The 18,125-nt window shown below is 34.4% G+C and carries 22 protein-coding genes; 1 reads left to right on the forward strand and 21 read right to left on the reverse strand.

What is annotated here, in order from left to right:
- Positions 1-23: 23 nt before the first annotated feature.
- From minE to M663_RS0102850, 21 genes are all read right to left on the reverse strand, one after another.
- Entirely contained in the window at positions 24-299 is a 276-nt protein-coding gene (minE, locus tag M663_RS0102750; protein WP_029687851.1) for a cell division topological specificity factor MinE, read from the reverse strand.
- Between the two features lie 21 nt (positions 300-320).
- Positions 321-1,115, reverse strand: coding sequence for a septum site-determining protein MinD (gene minD, locus M663_RS0102755; RefSeq protein WP_003870970.1), 795 nt, complete (start codon positions 1,113-1,115; stop codon positions 321-323).
- Positions 1,116-1,155: 40 nt separating this feature from the next.
- Complete coding sequence (minC, locus tag M663_RS0102760; protein ID WP_014062659.1) at positions 1,156-1,800, reverse strand: septum site-determining protein MinC; 645 nt, start codon at positions 1,798-1,800, stop codon at positions 1,156-1,158.
- Between the two features lie 103 nt (positions 1,801-1,903).
- Complete coding sequence (locus M663_RS0102765; RefSeq protein WP_029687852.1) at positions 1,904-4,204, reverse strand: penicillin-binding protein 2; 2,301 nt, start codon at positions 4,202-4,204, stop codon at positions 1,904-1,906.
- Positions 4,201-4,719 (reverse strand): rod shape-determining protein MreD, encoded by a 519-nt coding sequence (mreD, locus tag M663_RS0102770; RefSeq protein ID WP_003866925.1) that lies wholly within the window; start codon positions 4,717-4,719, stop codon positions 4,201-4,203. Before mreD ends, M663_RS0102765 begins: the two co-directional genes overlap by 4 nt.
- A 6-nt stretch (positions 4,720-4,725) precedes the next feature.
- Positions 4,726-5,559 carry a rod shape-determining protein MreC gene (gene mreC / locus M663_RS0102775; RefSeq protein ID WP_029687853.1) on the reverse strand — a complete coding sequence of 278 codons (834 nt, stop codon included), beginning with the start codon at positions 5,557-5,559 and terminating at the stop codon, positions 4,726-4,728.
- Between the two features lie 14 nt (positions 5,560-5,573).
- A complete protein-coding gene (locus M663_RS0102780; protein ID WP_009052624.1) occupies positions 5,574-6,593 on the reverse strand; it encodes a rod shape-determining protein in 1,020 nt (339 codons plus the stop codon).
- A gap of 21 nt (positions 6,594-6,614) precedes the next feature.
- Positions 6,615-7,295 (reverse strand): DNA repair protein RadC, encoded by a 681-nt coding sequence (gene radC, locus M663_RS0102785; RefSeq protein WP_029687854.1) that lies wholly within the window; start codon positions 7,293-7,295, stop codon positions 6,615-6,617.
- 34 nt (positions 7,296-7,329) lie between these two features.
- Positions 7,330-7,905: a Maf family protein gene (locus M663_RS0102790; protein WP_029687855.1), complete on the reverse strand. Its 576-nt coding sequence runs from the start codon at positions 7,903-7,905 to the stop codon at positions 7,330-7,332.
- Positions 7,906-7,913: 8 nt separating this feature from the next.
- Positions 7,914-8,162 carry a DUF4321 domain-containing protein gene (locus M663_RS0102795; RefSeq protein WP_004401665.1) on the reverse strand — a complete coding sequence of 83 codons (249 nt, stop codon included), beginning with the start codon at positions 8,160-8,162 and terminating at the stop codon, positions 7,914-7,916.
- 149 nt (positions 8,163-8,311) lie between these two features.
- Positions 8,312-10,057, reverse strand: a complete 1,746-nt coding sequence (locus M663_RS0102800; RefSeq protein WP_009052626.1) for an NADH-dependent [FeFe] hydrogenase, group A6 — start codon at positions 10,055-10,057, stop codon at positions 8,312-8,314.
- A gap of 20 nt (positions 10,058-10,077) precedes the next feature.
- Positions 10,078-11,868: an NADH-quinone oxidoreductase subunit NuoF gene (gene nuoF / locus M663_RS0102805; RefSeq protein WP_003866931.1), complete on the reverse strand. Its 1,791-nt coding sequence runs from the start codon at positions 11,866-11,868 to the stop codon at positions 10,078-10,080.
- Between the two features lie 15 nt (positions 11,869-11,883).
- The gene (locus M663_RS0102810) at positions 11,884-12,249 is read right to left on the reverse strand and encodes a (2Fe-2S) ferredoxin domain-containing protein (protein ID WP_003866932.1); all 366 of its coding nucleotides are present in this window, start codon (positions 12,247-12,249) and stop codon (positions 11,884-11,886) included.
- A gap of 2 nt (positions 12,250-12,251) precedes the next feature.
- Positions 12,252-12,797, reverse strand: a complete 546-nt coding sequence (locus M663_RS0102815; protein WP_003866933.1) for an ATP-binding protein — start codon at positions 12,795-12,797, stop codon at positions 12,252-12,254.
- Between the two features lie 13 nt (positions 12,798-12,810).
- Complete coding sequence (locus M663_RS0102820) at positions 12,811-13,293, reverse strand: NAD(P)H-dependent oxidoreductase subunit E (RefSeq protein WP_003866934.1); 483 nt, start codon at positions 13,291-13,293, stop codon at positions 12,811-12,813.
- 168 nt (positions 13,294-13,461) lie between these two features.
- Positions 13,462-14,169, reverse strand: coding sequence for a PHP domain-containing protein (locus M663_RS0102825; protein WP_009052627.1), 708 nt, complete (start codon positions 14,167-14,169; stop codon positions 13,462-13,464).
- Positions 14,166-14,501, reverse strand: coding sequence for a DRTGG domain-containing protein (locus tag M663_RS0102830; protein WP_003866936.1), 336 nt, complete (start codon positions 14,499-14,501; stop codon positions 14,166-14,168). The genes M663_RS0102825 and M663_RS0102830 overlap by 4 nt, the downstream gene beginning before the upstream one ends.
- Positions 14,502-14,507: 6 nt before the next feature.
- Positions 14,508-15,815 (reverse strand): [Fe-Fe] hydrogenase large subunit C-terminal domain-containing protein, encoded by a 1,308-nt coding sequence (locus M663_RS0102835; RefSeq protein ID WP_003866937.1) that lies wholly within the window; start codon positions 15,813-15,815, stop codon positions 14,508-14,510.
- Positions 15,816-15,823: 8 nt separating this feature from the next.
- Positions 15,824-16,273: an ATP-binding protein gene (locus tag M663_RS0102840; protein WP_029687856.1), complete on the reverse strand. Its 450-nt coding sequence runs from the start codon at positions 16,271-16,273 to the stop codon at positions 15,824-15,826.
- A complete protein-coding gene (locus M663_RS0102845; protein WP_012269445.1) occupies positions 16,245-16,598 on the reverse strand; it encodes a DRTGG domain-containing protein in 354 nt (117 codons plus the stop codon). Before M663_RS0102845 ends, M663_RS0102840 begins: the two co-directional genes overlap by 29 nt.
- Before the next feature lie 14 nt (positions 16,599-16,612).
- Complete coding sequence (locus M663_RS0102850) at positions 16,613-17,404, reverse strand: SPOR domain-containing protein (protein WP_012269446.1); 792 nt, start codon at positions 17,402-17,404, stop codon at positions 16,613-16,615.
- Between the two features lie 153 nt (positions 17,405-17,557).
- On the opposite strand from M663_RS0102850, the gene M663_RS0102855 reads away from it, so the two are divergent.
- The gene (locus M663_RS0102855) at positions 17,558-18,118 is read left to right on the forward strand and encodes a lytic transglycosylase domain-containing protein (protein ID WP_004401676.1); all 561 of its coding nucleotides are present in this window, start codon (positions 17,558-17,560) and stop codon (positions 18,116-18,118) included.
- The last annotated feature ends 7 nt before the right edge of the window (positions 18,119-18,125 follow it).

Consider the following 18,125-nt stretch of genomic DNA (forward strand, 5'->3'; position numbering starts at 1 on the left):
CTGGCAAACTGGCCCACGGCCAGTTATCTTATCACTTGTTTCATTTTCTTTATAGGAATATTCGCATGAAGAGCAGGTATATAGGTATTATCACTTCTTTTTTCTTTTGTAATTTCTACATTTAGTCCTGCTTCATCAATATCCACGTAATTAGAAATAACGTTTAATATGTCTTCTTTTATCATTTCCAAAAATTTAGGAGAAACGTCCGCCCTATCATGGACCAATAAAAGTTGTAACCTTTCTTTTGCTATATCTTTACTGTTGTTTTTTCCTCCAAAAGATTTAAATAAATCCACAAATCACACCTCCTAAAAGCGCTAAGCCAGCTTAAAAAGCTTTTTGAGTCTATCCATAAATCCATTTCCTATATCAAGGTTAATTAAAGGCACATTATTCCCTAAAAGTCTTTCCACCAAATTTCTATAGGCTTGTCCTGCTAATGACCTCTCATCCATAACAATCGGTTCACCTTTATTGGAAGAAATAATTATATTTTCATCATCAGGAATGACACCTAAAAGGTCAATAGCTAAAATATCTATAATATCTTCAATATCCATCATATCTCCTCTTTTGACCATATCCATCTTAATCCTGTTTATAACTAACTTAGGATTGTGAAGTTCCGCAGCCTCTAAAAGTCCTATAATCCTATCAGCATCTCTAACCGCTGAAACTTCTGGAGTAGTTATGACAATTGCTCTATCAGCACCTGCAATTGCATTTCTAAATCCTTGTTCAATACCTGCAGGACAATCTACTAATATATAGTCAAATTCCTCTTTCAAATCTCCTATTAATTTTTGCATTTGCTCTGGAGTAACAGCAGATTTATCTCTTGTTTGAGCGGCAGGTAAAAGATATAGCCCATCAAACCTTTTGTCCTTTATCAAAGCTTGCTTTAATCTGCACTGCCCCTCTACTACATCAACAATATCATACACAATTCTATTTTCCAATCCCATCACTACATCAAGATTTCTTAAACCTATATCAGTATCGACTAAAGCAACTTTATAACCTTTCATAGCAAGGTATGTACCAATATTTGCAGTAGAAGTAGTTTTCCCAACTCCACCTTTTCCAGAAGTTATAACTATTGCTTCGCTCATCGTACCACTCCATTCCATTAATATTATTTTTTAGAATATTTTACCATAAATCATTGAGATGGTAAAGAGGTTTTACAATAATTTTACCTTTTTTAACAACTGCAATTTCGGGATAATCACTGGCATCATCTTTATCTGGAGCCCTGGAGATAACATTAGCTATTCTAAGCTGCATTGCTCTTAAGGAAGAAGCTACAATTACAGCCTCCTTATTGCCAGTAAATCCCGCATGAGCTATTCCCCTCAACGTCCCCATAACAACTATATTACCGGCAGCTTGTACTAATCCTCCAGGATTCACATCCCCAATTATTACAAGATTACCATGGTATTTCACAACCTGTCCTGACCTAACAGTACCTTTATGAAATTTTGTTATCCCCTCTTCTAACCCATTAAATATTTCGTCATCTGTCACATTTTTTATATGTTTTTCTTGAAAATTTTTTACCCGCACCTCAATGCCGTATTTATCAAAAATAAAGTCTTTTAATTCTTGTAATTTCTCTTCTTTGACGTTTAAACTTTTTACTCTCACAGTAAGAGTTGCACCCTCAAAAAATTTAAGAGATTTCTCAATTCTATTCACTATTTTCTCTTTTAGTGTTTCAATATCTACATCCTCTTCTAATACAATTACCAGCCCTTCTTTTGTCCCTTGAATTTTTATTGCTTCTTTTATCATAATCTACCTCCGTAAAACACTCGTTATTATCTATATTCTCCACAAATCGTAATTTTCCTTCTTGTTAAAGAAAAAAAGAGGATAAAATATCCTCACCCACAAATCATCTTATAGGCAAATTTATCACATTGAAGGTTTCACCTGTATTATTCTTACTCAATCCAAAATAAGCATCAAAAATATCTCTCGCTACATAACCTGCGTAAGAACCATGTCCTCCTTGGTATATAACCGCAACTACAACTATTTGAGGATCATCATAAGGAGCAAAGCCAACAAACCAAGCATAATTAGCCCTTCCAACTACTTCTGCAGTACCTGTCTTGCCCCCTACAGGAATAGGAAAATTGCGAAAAGCACCGCTTGCAGTACCTCCTCTTTCAGTTACTCCTTTCATACCTAACTTTATAGCATCGAGGTATTTCTTGGGAATATGAATTCTATCTAAAACTTCTGGCTTTGTTTCCTCAACAATTTTTCCATCTGGGGACACAATTTTATCAACTAAATGAAGTTTATATCTAATTCCTCCATTTATTAATGTAGACACATAACTAGCAATTTCTAAAGGAGTAAACTGATTATCTCCTTGTCCTATTGCCGCACTACAAGTATCTGTCAAGCTCCAATGTTTTGCATAATACATCATTTCCCATAACTTTCTTTGAAGCTTTGTATCTTTTATACCCATCTTTTCTAATTGTAAAAAGGTATTATAGTCACTCAAATTCCCTTTATCAATGATTTCTACAATTTTTTGATACTGTTCTTCCGTTATAACTCCATCTGGATTTGTATCTGTTTTCACCATTGATTTTATCAACCCAAGATAATATTCTCTTTTATATTGTGGACTTGCAATAACACCTTTTGCTTCATACAGCTCTATTCCTGTTTTTTGGTCTAAACCAAATTTCTTGGCATATTCGACTATTTTATCTATTCCCATTCTTCTTCCCATTTCATAAAAATAGGTATCAGTAGAATATTTAATTGCATCAGAAACATTCACCCAACCTTGTGTCCGTGGCCATAGCCAGTTACGCTGTCCTGTATAAGGATATATTCCTGGGTCTAAATATTTTTCATCAACTGTTGTAACACCAGTGTCTAAAGCTGCGAATGCAACAGCCATCTTGAAGGTAGATCCTGGAGGTACTGCTCCTTGAGTTGCATAATTGAAAATAGGACTTGGATCAGCTGTAGCATCTCTTGATTTAAAAAGTTCATTTACTACATCTTTAGGGGGATTGCCAGTAGCAAAAATGTTTGGATCATAACCAGGGATACTGGCTAATGCTAAAACTTTTCCTGTGTTTACATCTACAACCACTGCTGCTCCAATATTAGCAGGAAAAGACTCGCCATATTTCCCCTCTCTTATATTTTGCATAGTTGTGATAAGAGATTGTTCTGCCGCCTCTTGAATATTTTTGTCAATGGTTAAAAATATAGTATCACCTGGTACAGGAGGTTCTGTCCCTAAATTCTTTATTAATCTTCCATAATTATCTACTACTACTTGTTGTCCACCATCTTTTCCTCTTAAATACTTTTCATACAATGCTTCAAGTCCAGAATGCCCAACCAAATCTGTAAGCTTGTATTTACTCATATCCAAGTTTTTTAAATCTTCTTGAGTAATTCGACCAATATATCCTAAAGTTTGGGATAATAGTGTTTCATAAGGATAATATCTAACAGGTTTTACATTTATCATAATTCCTGGCAATTCTAAATGTTTTTCCTCAATCTCGGCAACTGTTTTTTGATCGACATCCACAGCTATTTCTACTGGCTGATATTGATTATATCCTTGTTCTTCCATTAATTGACGTACAACCATTATTTTTCTTGCTTCTATTGGATCCATATCCTTAGGTATTTTAAATTTTTTTATTAAAATATCCCATGCCTCTTTAGCAGTAGCATTTTCATGTATGTTATTAGCTTTTTTCCAGGCTTTTTCTCGAGCTTTTAAAGTTTCTTCTTTTACTGATACTTCATCTGAATTTTTAAAATTGAAATAAGGATTTCCATTTTCATCTAAATAGATAGGCAAATCGTCTTTATATTTTACATTATTTTTCGTCAAAATATTCATTAATTTTAATATAGTCTCGTTAAGATGACTATCAACCACTTCTCCTTTTATAATATCTACAGAAAAGCTTGGTCTATTTGTGGCTAATTTTACTCCATACCTATCAACAATTTCTCCACGAGGAGCCTCAATAGGTATACGTCTAATTGCTTGGCGCATTGATATTTCTCTATAATAGTCGCCCTTTATCAGCTGTAAATAGATTAAGCGGGAAACTAAAACGACAAGAAGAACAAGGATAATGGCTCCAAAAGTATAAAACTTTTTTTTAAGGCTCTCATTCAATGATATCACCTTCAAAATTTGCTTTTTCTAAAAAGATTTACTTTATTTTCATTAACATATCTGTTAAAGGAAACTAAATATCTATAGGCAAAAGCAGTAATTACAGAATTATAAACCGCCTGTATCATCGCAATATTCATAAAATCTAATAAGAAATTAAACTCATACTTCATCAAAACCATTGAAAACATCGTTACAAGGTTATAAAGAAGGGTTCCTAAAAAGACAAACACAAAAGCCACAAAAGAACTTTCTTTAAAAACACTTTTGCTTAAAAGTCCTGTAATGTAGCTGACAATAAGCAAGGAAAAAGTAGTAACCCCTAAAGCATTATTAAAAAGAATATCTTGAATAAGCCCACCAAAAAGACTTAAATAAATTGCTTCCCAAGAACCGTTTAAAAGTGAAAAACTTAGCACTACAATAAAAACTGCATCTGGTTTGACACCGAAAATATCTATAAATCTGAATAAAGTTGCTTGTAAAACAATTAACAAAACAATCAATAAATATTTATACACTTTTCTCATAATAATCTACTTCCCTGTATTTGTTGTATTAGTAACTACAAACACATACTCCAATCTTTCAAAATCAGCAGCTGGTTCTATGACGGCTTGTTTTAGCAAAGAACCTGGATCTCGAGTAACTTTTGATACTTTTCCTATTATCAAACCTTTTGGGAATCTACTCATACCAGAAGTAGTTACTACGTCACCTTCTATCAATTCGGCATCTAAGGGAAGATATATCATGATAAGTCCACCGTTTGAATCTCCTCTTACCACACCATTATCACGAGTTCGCACAGCTACAGCACTTACAGAACTATCTCTATCTATAATGGCTAATACCTTTGCCCAATTGTCTCCTACTTCTGTAATCTGTCCTACCATATTTCCTTTTTCATCTAAAACTGCCATGCCAGGTTTTATACCCTCATTTTTGCCTTTATCAATAGTAAAAATATTAAACCAATTACCTGAATTCTTTCCTGTTATAGTAGCAAGTTTTAAATCTAGTTCAACATTTTCTGTTTTAAAATTTAAAGCCTCTTTAAGCCTTTTATTTTCGTTCATTAATTCCTGTAACTGAATATTTTCTTTTCTCAATTTTTCTACTTCTTTTTGAAGTTTTTCATTTGTTGCCCTTAAAGTACCTATCTCACTAATTGAAGAAAAGAAATCAGAAATTTCCTCTCCCATTTGATAGAAAACTTTTTGAATGGGAGTAAAAACAGTTCCAACTATAGATTCTACTTTAGTAACATACCTTTCTGTACCATAAGTATAAGCCATGGCGGCAATAAGCGCCACGGCTATCAAAAAAAACAAAATAAATTGCTTATTATTTCTAAAAAAGCGTGGCACGCCAATAACACCTCTCAAACTCTAGTTGCCGGACTTAAAACTCTCCTAAAGAGGGAACTTTCCTCTAAAATTTTCCCTGCTCCAAGTGCCACACAATCTGTTGGCTGATCAGCTATTTGTACAGGCATTCCTGTTTCCTCTCTTATGAGCTTGTCTATGCCGCTCAAAAGAGCACCACCGCCTGTTAACATAATTCCTCTGTCCATGATATCTGCTGCAAGCTCTGGTGGAGTCTTTTCAAGAGTCATCTTTATAGCTTCAATTATGCTGGATATTGGATCTTTTAAAGCTTCCAAAATTTCAGTTGAAGTAATCTTTAAAGTTTTAGGAAGACCAGACACTAAATCTCTTCCTCTTATGTCCATAGTTTCCTCTTTTGGCTTTGGAAAAGCTGAACCAATTTGTATCTTTATCTCTTCTGCAGTCCTTTCTCCTATCATGAGGTTATATTCTCTCTTTATATAATTGATTATAGCTTCATCCATTTCATCTCCGCCAACTCTCAAAGACTTGCTGGTAACAATTCCTCCAAGAGAAATTACAGCCACATCTGTGGTACCACCCCCTATGTCTACAACCATGCTTCCAGTTGGTTCTTCAACAGGAAGACCTGCACCAATTGCTGCAGCCATAGGCTCTTCTACTGTATGAGCTTCTTTCGCCCCTGCTTGTAAAGCTGCTTCAATAACTGCTCTTTTCTCTACTTCCGTAACCCCTGAAGGTATACCAACTATAACTCTAGGCCTAAATAATCCCTTTCTTGGATTAACTTTACTTATAAAGTGATCCAACATAGCCTTAGTTATATCAAAATCGGCTATTACACCATCTCTCATAGGCCTTATAGCGATTATATTTCCAGGAGTTCTACCTACCATTTTTTTTGCTTCTTCTCCAACTGCAAGAATTGCCTTGGAATCTGTCCTCATCGCCACAACGGATGGCTCTCTTAAAACAATTCCTTTACCTTGTACATATACCAAAGTTGTAGCAGTACCTAAATCAATCCCAATATCTCTGGAAAATCCTCTCATTTGCGTATACTCCTTCCTATTTTATTCAAACTCATAATACCCTTTTTCTTTAAGACTTATACCTCTCCCATCTCCAATTATAACATGATCTAAAACTTTTATACCCAGTATATTTCCTCCTTCTACCAACCTTTTTGTCACTTCTATGTCTTCTCTGCTAGGAGTAGGGTCTCCACTGGGGTGATTGTGAACCAAAATTATAGAGGAAGATGACCTTTCAATTGCAGCCTTAAATACTTCTCTTGGATGCACAATGGAAGTATTTAGACTTCCTATAGAAATAGTCTCTATCGCAATAACTTTATTCTTTACATTGAGCATTATCACTTTAAAATGCTCTTTCGTCAAATACCTCATTTCATCCATCATCAAATTTATGACATCTTCTGGCGATGTTATTGTAAAACTATCACTTCCCGTAGATAACATCATTCGACGTCCTAATTCTACTGCAGCTTTTAGCTTTACTGCCTTAGCTATACCAATTCCTTTTATGCTGGCAAGTTTTTCTACACTTGAATCTACAATGAATTTAAGCCCTCTATCTTCCATTATAAGCCTTTGTGCTAAACTAATGGCACTTTCTCTTTTACTTCCTGTCCCTATTATTATAGCTATCAACTCGGCATTTGACAATACTTGAGCTCCATGTTTTATAAGTCTTTCTCTGGGTCTTTCCTCATAAGGCAAGTCTTTTATCATGATTTTTGCATCCTTGCCCAATCCTTTCACCCTTTCAAAGTAACCTCACATCAAACTCTCTTTTTAAAATATCAAAAAGCTTTGAAATCGGAAGACCTACCACATTAAAATAATCTCCTTCAATCTTTTCAACAATAAGAGCACCAAATCCTTGTATAGCATATGCTCCAGCTTTATCATAACCTTCGCCAGTATCGATATAATTAAAAATTTCTTTATCTTCTAATTTTTTAATCCAAACTTTTGTCTCTTCAAAGTCGCTTACACATTTAAAATCTTTAGTCCTGACGATAGTAATTCCTGTATATACTGTATGGACTCTTCCTTGTAAGTTTTTAAGCATGATAAAGGCTTCATCTCTATCCTTTGGTTTCCCTAAAACTTTATCTTCAATTACCACAATAGTATCAGCACCTATCACTATAGCTTCTTCCTTTAATTTTTTAGCAACTGACATGGCTTTATTAAAAGATAAATCCATAACATATCTTGAAGGATGCTTTTCACTTGAAAACTCCTCCACATTACTTTCGATCACTTCAAAGTCAAGTCCTAAATTTGAAAGTAACTCTCTTCTTCTTGGCGATTTAGAAGCGAGGACAATTTTCATTTTATCACCTACATTTTGTAATAAGCGTATATTGCAAGAATTAATCCTACTACAGTCCCTATGTTTATCTTAACAGATAACAGAAAGGAAAATTTAATAAAATTCAGATCCAAAGTAAGAGGATTGTTCATACCTATTATTTGCTGATAAGCTAATTCTTTAAAAAAATGCGCCAATAGGTCCCCTAAAAAACCTCCTAAAATTAGTCCTACGACAATTAAAAATACCAATGTCCAAGGACTTTTACCTCTTCTCAATTTCTTTCACTCCTTAAGTTGTAGTGACCTTATAAACTACCATTCTTTTTTATTATATCACAAATTATATACATTTCTATAACTAACTTTAAAATAAAAAAATGGTAAAGCTCCCAATAAGGTATTGGAAGCTTTACTATTAATTAAATTTATTTTACCAGAGGATACAACTCCTTCTTGGAATAATGAGTGTGGAGCAAGTGATGAGACTTTTCGCTTAAAGGACTGCCCAAAAATTCTTCATAGAGTTTTTGTATTGCAGGATTTTTGTGAGATTTTCTGATAGGCAAATTTTTATCTGCTTCGTAAATAGCCTTCGCTCTTAATTCTTTTACTTTTTCCATTTCATTTGGATTGTGAATCGGCTGACCGCCTCCCATTATACATCCTCCTGGGCAGCCCATTACCTCTATGAAGTGATACTCTACCTCGCCAGCTTTTACTTTGTCAAGAAGTTTTTTCGCATTTCCTGTTCCATTTGCTATGGCAACTTTTATGTCCTTACCATCTATTCTTATAGTAGCCTCTCTAACACCTTCTAACCCTCTCACTTCTTCATAATCAAATTTGTCTAAATCTTTCCCTTCTACAATATCCGCAACTGTCCTTAAAGCTGCCTCCATAACTCCACCTGTAGCTCCAAATATTACTGCCGCACCCGTGGACATTCCAAGAGGTTCGTCATATTCTTCATCAGGAAGATTTACAAAGTCAATGCCCATTTCTTTTATCATTCTCGCCAATTCTCTTGTGGTAAGGACAGCATCTACATCTTTTATTCCATTATGCTGCATTTCTGGCCTTTCAATCTCTAGTTTTTTAGCAGTACATGGCATAATAGATACTATATATATATCCTCAGGATTAAGCCCTTTCTTTTCTGCATAATAACTCTTTACTAATGCCCCCATCATCATGTGAGGAGACTTACAAGTTGAAAGATTATCTATAAATTCTGGATAATATTTTTCACAGAAAGCTATCCAACCAGGGCTACAGGAAGTTATCATAGGAAGTTTTCCGCCATTTTTAAGCCTTTCAAGAAGTTCCGAACCTTCCTCCATTATAGTCAAGTCTGCTGCAAAATTCGTATCAAATATCGCATCAAAACCCATTCTTCTCAAAGCTGCTACCATTTTTCCTGTAACAATACTTCCTATTGGCATGCCAAACTCTTCACCTAATGCTACTCTTACAGCTGGAGCTGTTTGAGCTACTACATATTTTTTCTCATCAGCTAAAGCCTCATAAACTCTCTTTGTGTGGTCTTTTTCATATATAGCTCCAACAGGACATACCTCAATACACTGTCCACAGCTTATACAAGGAGAATCTTTTAAACTTCTGCCAAAAGAAGGTGCTACCATTGTATTAAATCCTCTATTTACCATTCCAATAGCAAATACGTTTTGCACTTCTGAACATACTGATACACATCTTCTACAAAGCACACACTTATTTGGGTCCCTTACAATAGAAGGAGAAGCATTATCTATAGAATACTTTATATTTTCACCTTCAAACCTTATTTCATCTACTCCTAATTTTTTAGACAATGATTGAAGCTCACAGTTAGTATTTCTAATACAAGTCAAACAGCTTCTATCATGATTTGAAAGTATAAGCTCAAGATTTAATTTCCGCGCTTCTCTAACTTTAGGTGTATTTGTATACACTTTCATACCATCAAATACCGGATAAGTGCAGGAGGTTTGTAAATTTCTAACTCCTTCTATTTCAACTACACATATACGACAAGCGCCAATTTGATTAATTTCCTTGAGGTAACACAGTGTAGGAATATCTATGCCTGCTTCTTTTGCTGCTTCCAATACCGTGTAATGGGAGGGAACTTCTACAGTGATGCTGTCTATCATAACACGAACTTTGTCCATCTTTTACACTCCTTCCTCAATTATTTTTTGTATATTGCGCCAAATGGACATTTTTCAATACATGTGCCGCACTTGATACATTTGTCTTGGTCAATTACATAAGGCTCTTTTGTCTTTCCAGAAATTGCATTGACAGGGCAATTTTTAGCGCAAATTCCACAGCCTTTACACTTATCTGGGGCAATATAAAATCTTAAGAGGGCTTGGCATACACCAGCTGGGCATCTTTTTTCTTTTATATGCGCCTCATATTCATCTCTAAAATATCTAATTGTAGATAAAACCGGATTTGGCGCTGTCTGTCCAAGTCCACATAAAGCTGTAGCCTTAATGGTTTTAGCAAGTTCTTCTAATCTTTCAATGTCTCCTTCCTCACCTTTACCAGAAGTTATCTTATCTAAAACTTCCAACATCCTTCTTGTGCCAATCCTACAAGGTGCACATTTACCACAGGACTCATCAACTGTAAACTCAAGGAAAAATTTTGCAACATTGACCATACAGGTGTCTTCGTCCATTACAACAAGTCCACCTGACCCCATCATAGAACCTACATTTATTAAAGAATCGTAATCGATTGGTGTATCTAAATGCTCTGCAGGAATACATCCACCTGAAGGTCCTCCAGTTTGAGCAGCTTTAAATTTCTTTCCGTTAGGTATTCCTCCACCTATTTCGTAGATAATTTCTCTTAAAGTAGTTCCCATTGGAACTTCAATAAGACCTGTGTTGTTTACTTTACCAGTTAAGGCAAAAACTTTTGTCCCTTTTGATTTTTCTGTACCTATGCTTGAAAACCACTCAGCACCATTTAAAATAATTGGTGGAATATTAGCAAATGTCTCTACATTATTTATAATTGTTGGTTTATCCCATACACCTTTTACAGCAGGAAATGGAGGTCTTGGTCTTGGTTCTCCTCTTCTTCCCATTACTGAATTTAAAAGTGCAGTCTCTTCTCCACAGACAAAAGCACCTGCTCCTAATCTTATCTCAATGTCAAAATCAAAACCTGTCCCAAATATGTCTTTCCCTAAAAGACCATATTCTCTTGCCTGTTCAATAGCAATTTTAAGCCTTTTTACTGCCAAAGGATATTCTGCCCTTACATAAATATATCCATGGTTTGCTCCAATTGCGTATCCTGCTATTGCCATTGCCTCTAAAACACTGTGAGGGTCTCCTTCCAATATGCTTCTATCCATAAAAGCACCAGGGTCACCTTCATCGGCGTTGCAGACTACATACTTAGGAGTTTCTTTCTGGTTGTAAGCAAATTCCCATTTTACACCTGTTGGGAATCCTCCACCACCTCTACCCCTTAGCCCGGATTTCTTTACCTCGTCAATAACCTCTTTAGGAGTCATTTGAGTAAGAACCTTTGCTAACGCCTTATATCCGTCAAAAGCAATTGCTTCTCTTATATCTTCAGGATTGATAATACCGCAGTTTCTAAGGGCAATCCTCTTTTGTTTCCTAAAGAAAGGAGTTTCTTCCAATGGCTTTATTTCTCTTTCTGTCACGCTTTCCCCATAGAGATATTTCTTAACAGGTCTTCCTTTTAGCAAGTGCTCTTCTACAATTTCAGGAACATAGTCAGGTTTAACTCTGCTATAAAAAACTCCTTCAGGATACACTACAACAACTGGTCCTAATTCGCAAAGGCCAAAACACCCTGTCCTAACAACTAATACTTCCTTATCTAAACCAGCTTTTTTTATTTCCTCCGTAAAACGCTCTGCTACTTTATCAGAATCTGAAGATGTACATCCGGTACCACCGCATACCATTACGTGTGACCTATAAAGCATGCTATTTCCCCTCCTCTATTCGTAATTTTCAATAGTCCATTCTCTGATTGGATGGCCATTTATAACATGTTCAACAACTATTTGCCTTGCCTTTTTCTCATCAACCTTTACGTAGGTGACTTTTTCTTGTCCTGGAACATAAACATCTACAATAGGTTCTAATTTACACATACCTATACAACCAGTCTCTGTGACAATTACATCAGTCACATTCCTCTTACTGAGTTCATCTAATATCGCCATCATGACAGGCCTTGCTCCTGCTGCAATACCACAAGTAGCCATTCCAACAGCAATTCTTATACCTGACCTGTCTTTTCTCAAATTTATTTTCTCTAAAGTTTCTTTCCTGATTCTTTCCAATTCCTCTATAGATTTCATTGTTACACCTCCATATCACCTTTCATATTCTCTTCCACATATTCCCTTATCCAATTTAATACCTTAATATCATTTAAACTGACTTCTTTTAGCACTTTTCTGAGTTCTTTAGTATCAAGCAAAAACTCATAGCCATCTTTGCTATATTTGTATACAATATCCAAGTCCGGCGCAGATAATATCAGCGACACAATTGTTGAAGCCATATCTCCTATTGGAACAAGGTCTATACTTGAAAGCTTAAAAATACCTATTATTTTTGTTCCTTTTCCTTCTACAGAAAAAATCTCAAAGTTTCCTTCACACAGCTGGGCAAGCTCCTTAAAGAGCGGAATTCCAAGCCCTACTTTTCTCTCCTTTCTTGTGGTTATAAAAGGGTCTGTGACTTTTTTTAATAATTCCTCACTCATTCCACATCCATCATCTTCTATAGAGACTTTAAGCATATCTTTTGAAGTATCTATATTTATTTCAATATAAATATTTTTTGCTCCCGCTCTTATGCTATTTTGTGACAAATCTAATATATAAAGAGCTAATTCTTTCATAACAATCAAACTCTTACTCAAATTTACTCAATATTTCATCAACATCATCAGGAGTTAATCTTCCAAAAACTTCACCATTTATCATCATAACAGGAGCCAATCCGCAAGCTCCAAGGCATCTAGTAGGTTCTAAAGAAAATTTCCCATCTGGAGTTGTTTCACCTACTTGAATTCCCAATTTCTCTTTTATTTTTTCCAGCACCATTGCAGCTCCTCTTACATAACAAGCTGTTCCCATACACAAATTGATCTTGTATTTACCCGAAGGCTTTAAAGTAAACCTTGAATAAAAAGTAGCTATTCCAAATATTTCTGTCAAAGGCACATTCATTTCTTTTGAAATATAAAGTTGAACTTCAATAGGAAGATATCCAAAAATTTCTTGAGCCTCATTCATAATTGCAATCAAAGAGCCAGGGATATTTTTTAATTCCTCCAAAGCCTTTTTAAACCTCTCTACTTTCTCTTCACCGAATTTTCGGCATAAGGTCTCCATTTATTTCCCTCCTTGTGAATTAAAAATTTCATGTTCCAAGCTCTAAGTAAACTTTGTATTCAATGTTCGTCAATATTATATCATATATTTATTAAATTTTTAATAAGCTTTTATAAAAAAATTTTTATTTTCTGATAATCCCAACTAATTTAGTAGAATTACAAAAACTCAATAACCGCAAAGCCAGTCTACAACACTTTTTAATTCTGACTTACACAGTAAGAATTCCTCTCTTTCAGAAATATCTCCTAAATAATGGGCATCTGACGACCTTATAATTTTATATTTTCTATATTCAGGATATGAGTGTAAAAAATTTTCTGTCACAATACCTTTTGATATCTCAATTGTTGTTAAATTTTTAATATTAGGGATAAATCCAAGATTTGATACAATACTATAGGCAGGCCGATCCACATGGGCAGGGACCGCTACCCCCTTGCCCTCCATGTATTCAAAAATTTCATTAATGCTCAAATTTGATGAAATTAACAATGAGTAATCTATCTCTTCTATAACATTATCTTCTTCATCCATCACAAATTGATTCCCAAAGATTGTTTTTTGATTTTTAATTTTTATCAAATTCTTGTTAATAATTTCACTAAATTTTACACATTCATCTACTGAATAAAAATAACAAAGTATGTGAACCTCTTCTCTTGTCTGTACCTCTATACCAGGCACTACTATTAAGCCTTTTTTTAATCCAAGATTATACACAGCTTTCACATTTCTAGCACTGTTATGGTCTGTTATACCTATCACATCAAGTCCTTTTATGAGAGCCATATTGATAATATTGTTAGGAGTCATTTCATCTGAAGCACAAGGAGATAAAGCTGTATGAATATGCAAATCATAGTAAAGCATCATTTCATCATCTCGTACAAAGTTATTGCTGCTTCATAAGAAGTCCCTGTAAAACTTAATATAGGGATGCCTTCCTCATCAGCCTTTTTCTTAGCTTCTTCATCTAATTTCGCATCTTCAGGAATTATTATGCAACTTATTTCGGCCAGCAAAGCTACTGCTACGATATTTACATGAGTTTGAATTGTTATCCAGGCGCTCTTAGCTTTTGCATGGGCCATAACCCAACTTAAAAGGTCGCATATATACACCCCTTCAATTTCTTTGTCAATTCCGTTGTCACCCGCAACTAATCTAAATCCTTTCTCAACAAGCTCCACTACTTTTATCCTCATAACATTTCACTCCTTTCCCTCACTTAAAACTGGAGGAATTTTACCTGCCAGATCATTTAATTCTTGAGCCAAATTTTTTATTTTGTCTTTTAATATAAAAATGCAATCATACTCAGTAGCATAGCCTTTCATTATATCTTCTGCCAATGCCCTACAAGTAGGTGAACCACAAGAACCACAGTCAAGTCCTGGTAAGGCTTTGTATTGGGTGTCTATTTGTTTCATCATTTCAAGTGCTTTTGAAATGTCTTTGTCCAACTTCATAACTTCACTTTTTTCTATTTTCTTTTTCCATTTCACCTCTCCAAAATCAATCTCTTTCTCATCAAACAAAGGCTCTTCTCTTTTAGGAAGTTTTTCTGTCAGTTTTCTTATTCTATTTTTGGCCACAAAATTATTTTCAACAGCTAAAGGTCCACCAATACACCCACCGATACATGCAAGACCTTCAAAAAAGTCTAAATCGTTCAATTTTCCTAATTCAATCTCTTCTAAGACATCTCCAACATTGTGTATCCCGTCTACATAAATACTATTTTCTGTAAAAGTGCCAAAAGCTTCTCCACCAGAGTTTGCCCATCCAACACCTATCATAGAAGCTTTGCTTAAATCTCTGACAACAGTAGTCTTAGCTTTTTCAATGATTAGGCCATATATTTCTTTCATAGAAAAAACCCCATCAATTTTGGATTTTTCTATACCAATAGGATTTTTCACACTTGTCACTTTTGCAGCACAGGGGGAAATGAAAAAAACTCCTATTTCCTCTTGCTTCAGTCCCGTCTTTTTAATTGCTTCCTTTTTTGCTAATATTGCCGCAGTATCCATAGGAGAACATATATCCAATAAATTATCAATCAAAGAGGGAAATTTGATTTGTACGAATCGCACAACAGCGGGGCAAGCAGAAGATATAACTGGCTTTTTTAAATTTCCTTTTGCCAATGCTTCCCGCGTAAATTTAGAAACAATTTCAGCAGCATATGCCACTTCAAAAACTTCATCAAAGCCTATATCCAGCAATGCACTCAATATTTGATTAATAGTTAAATCCCTAAATTGTCCATATAAAGAAGGAGCAGGAAGTGCAATCTTGTACTTAAAATTTTTCATCGTATCCAAACTATCAGTTACCGCCAATTTAGCATGATATGGGCACACACGTATACATTCACCACAATCTATGCACCTTTCATTTATAATCATTGCTTTCCCATCTCTTACCCTTATTGCCTCCGTAGGACATCTTTTTATGCAATTAGTACACCCTCTACATCTATCCTTATCTAATGTAACAGAGTGAAAATATGACATTTTATCACCTACTTAAATAAAATTTCCATTACCACAGTTGTCCCATTTTTACTGCTTTTTATATCCATAAAATCAGAATTTTCCTTCATATTAGGAAGTCCCATGCCGGCTCCAAATCCCATTTCCCTTATCTCTTCAGGAGCAGTAGAATATCCTTCTTTCATGGCAAGTTCAATGTCTTCTATTCCAGGACCTGTGTCTTCTGCAGTTATGCGTATTTTATCGCCAAAAATTTCTATTTCCATGTGACCTCCATAAGAATGAATTATTATATTCATCTCTGCTTCATAACAAGCTATGCAACTTCTCCTTACAACATCTGGATTTAAGGAAAGCTGTTTTAATACTGATCTCAAATTGCTGGAAACCTCTCCTGCAGAATCAAAATCTCTCGCTTTAACATCAAAATCTAAACTATAAAGTACCATTTCATTCACCACTTCTACAAGTAAGCCCATTAGAATACAAAAGGCCACAGGCAATATAAAGAGGATATTTTGTCTTCATTATCACAAGTCCTGCTTTTTTAGCAAGTTCCAATATTTCCTCTCCCGGAGTCTTACCTCTTACAAACACTATACATTTAATATCTCCCACTACTTCTGCAGTCCTTATAACTTGGACATTAGTAAGCCCTGTCAAAAGCACAGCCTTTTCGTCACGAGATGCCAAAACATCACTCATCAAGTCTGCACCACAAGCAGTAAATACTTCTTCTTCTAATTTTTCTTCTCCCACCATAACTTCTGCATTTAAAATTTCTTTTACCTCTTTTAATTTCATACCTTAACACCCCATTATTGGTTTTGCATAACAATTGTTTTTAAAAAAGTATTATATTCTTCACAAGATTGCCATAAACTTTCTTGCAATAAACTAAAGGTATTTCCATCTTCTAAAGCAGCCGATATTTCAATTTTTTTAATATCATTTGTTATTTTATCGACAATCTCTATCGTCTTTTGTATTAGTATTGTCACTTCTTTTTTTTCAAAATCCTCCTTACTATTTTTAAAACTATCCACTTTTCTCTTTAATTCTTCTAATTCTTGTTTTTCTAATTTGTCATTAGAAGCTTTATAAGAAAGAGCCGACATATAATCAAAAATTTGTTGAAAATCTTGTAATTTGCTTGTAAAAACATCCATTTCTGATGTTAATTTCTTGTCATATGCAATTTTTATAGAAGGCCCTTTTTTTACATATACTTCACTGGAAATACCTTGAGACTTTAAGGAAGAAGAAAATAAAGCAGCTTGTTCTCTATCTAAAAATATTCCACCTATTAACAAATATTTGTCAGAATCTTTACTAACAAAAGAATAAACTCCCTTCATCTTCATTAAATCATCCTGATACTTTGCAGTCTCAAAATCTGAATAGCTACCTAAAACAACTTCAAACAAGTCAATTCCTTTAACAACCATCTCTTCAAAATTATCACTGTCATTTGTTTTTGAAATGTTAGGTTCTACAATATCTTTTGAAATAAAATAACCTGCTAAAAGAGAAACTAGAGGAATTATTAATACAACAATTAAAACCTCCAGCATTCTTTCGTTTTTCATTTCTTTATCAACCCTTACCATAAATCTTTATACGATAAATCTTTACACTTATATTATACTATACTTCCTTAAAAAATCCTTTAAAAATTTTAATAGGACTTTTTTACTAATTTGCACTTTTAAAAGAGGTTTTAGAAGAATTTTGTCGAATTATATATTATAGGAGGGATTGAATTGACAAATATTGTAAATCAAATAATTGAAAATAAATTTCGCGAAATTCAAAGCAGACTCCCTGCTAATATAAAAATATTTAACACTGATAAACCTTTTGCTGAAGTTTTAAACAATGCTATAGAAAATCAACAATACAATTCAGGAAATGTGAGTAATAATGCGCCATCAAAAAATACAAATTTACAACAAATTGAAGATTTAATACAACGGGCCAGTCAAAAATATAATGTAGATGCAAATCTCATCAGAGCGGTCATCAAAGCAGAGTCTAATTTTAATCCATTCGCAGTTTCTTCTGCAGGAGCGATGGGACTTATGCAGCTTATGCCTTCAACTGCAAAGGAATTAAATGTATCCAATCCTTTTGACCCTTCTCAAAATATAGATGGAGGAGTAAGATACCTAAAAAATTTGTTAGACACTTACCATGACATAAGATTAGCATTAGCTGCATATAATGCTGGTCCTCAATCAGTAGAAAAATATCAAGGTATTCCCCCTTACCAAGAAACTATAAATTATATAAACAAAATTTTAAATGACTTATATAATAAATAATAAAGGA

It is taken from the genome of Thermoanaerobacter sp. A7A (assembly GCF_000445185.1).
In the GTDB taxonomy this organism is placed as follows: Bacteria; Bacillota; Thermoanaerobacteria; order Thermoanaerobacterales; family Thermoanaerobacteraceae; genus Thermoanaerobacter.

Bases quoted from the DNA above. Each gene is read 5' to 3' on its own strand.
- minD (WP_003870970.1), bottom strand. From the start codon at position 1,115: ATGAGCGAAGCAATAGTTATAACTTCTGGAAAAGGTGGAGTTGGGAAA.
- minC (WP_014062659.1), bottom strand. From the start codon at position 1,800: ATGATAAAAGAAGCAATAAAAATTCAAGGGACAAAAGAAGGGCTGGTA.
- mreD (WP_003866925.1), bottom strand. From the start codon at position 4,719: ATGAGAAAAGTGTATAAATATTTATTGATTGTTTTGTTAATTGTTTTA.
- M663_RS0102780 (WP_009052624.1), bottom strand. From the start codon at position 6,593: ATGAGAGGATTTTCCAGAGATATTGGGATTGATTTAGGTACTGCTACA.
- radC (WP_029687854.1), bottom strand. From the start codon at position 7,295: ATGATAAAAGACTTGCCTTATGAGGAAAGACCCAGAGAAAGACTTATA.
- M663_RS0102790 (WP_029687855.1), bottom strand. From the start codon at position 7,905: ATGAAAATTGTCCTCGCTTCTAAATCGCCAAGAAGAAGAGAGTTACTT.
- M663_RS0102800 (WP_009052626.1), bottom strand. From the start codon at position 10,057: ATGGACAAAGTTCGTGTTATGATAGACAGCATCACTGTAGAAGTTCCC.
- nuoF (WP_003866931.1), bottom strand. From the start codon at position 11,868: ATGCTTTATAGGTCACACGTAATGGTATGCGGTGGTACCGGATGTACA.
- M663_RS0102810 (WP_003866932.1), bottom strand. From the start codon at position 12,249: ATGAAATCTATAGAGGAATTGGAAAGAATCAGGAAAGAAACTTTAGAG.
- M663_RS0102815 (WP_003866933.1), bottom strand. From the start codon at position 12,797: ATGAAAGAATTAGCTCTTTATATATTAGATTTGTCACAAAATAGCATA.
- M663_RS0102820 (WP_003866934.1), bottom strand. From the start codon at position 13,293: ATGGAGACCTTATGCCGAAAATTCGGTGAAGAGAAAGTAGAGAGGTTT.
- M663_RS0102825 (WP_009052627.1), bottom strand. From the start codon at position 14,169: ATGATGCTTTACTATGATTTGCATATTCATACAGCTTTATCTCCTTGT.
- M663_RS0102830 (WP_003866936.1), bottom strand. From the start codon at position 14,501: ATGAGGATAAAAGTAGTGGAGCTTGTTGAGAAAGGATTTAGATTAGTT.
- M663_RS0102835 (WP_003866937.1), bottom strand. From the start codon at position 15,815: ATGTCATATTTTCACTCTGTTACATTAGATAAGGATAGATGTAGAGGG.
- M663_RS0102840 (WP_029687856.1), bottom strand. From the start codon at position 16,273: ATGGGCTTACTTGTAGAAGTGGTGAATGAAATGGTACTTTATAGTTTA.
- M663_RS0102845 (WP_012269445.1), bottom strand. From the start codon at position 16,598: ATGAAATTAAAAGAGGTAAAAGAAATTTTAAATGCAGAAGTTATGGTG.
- M663_RS0102850 (WP_012269446.1), bottom strand. From the start codon at position 17,404: ATGGTAAGGGTTGATAAAGAAATGAAAAACGAAAGAATGCTGGAGGTT.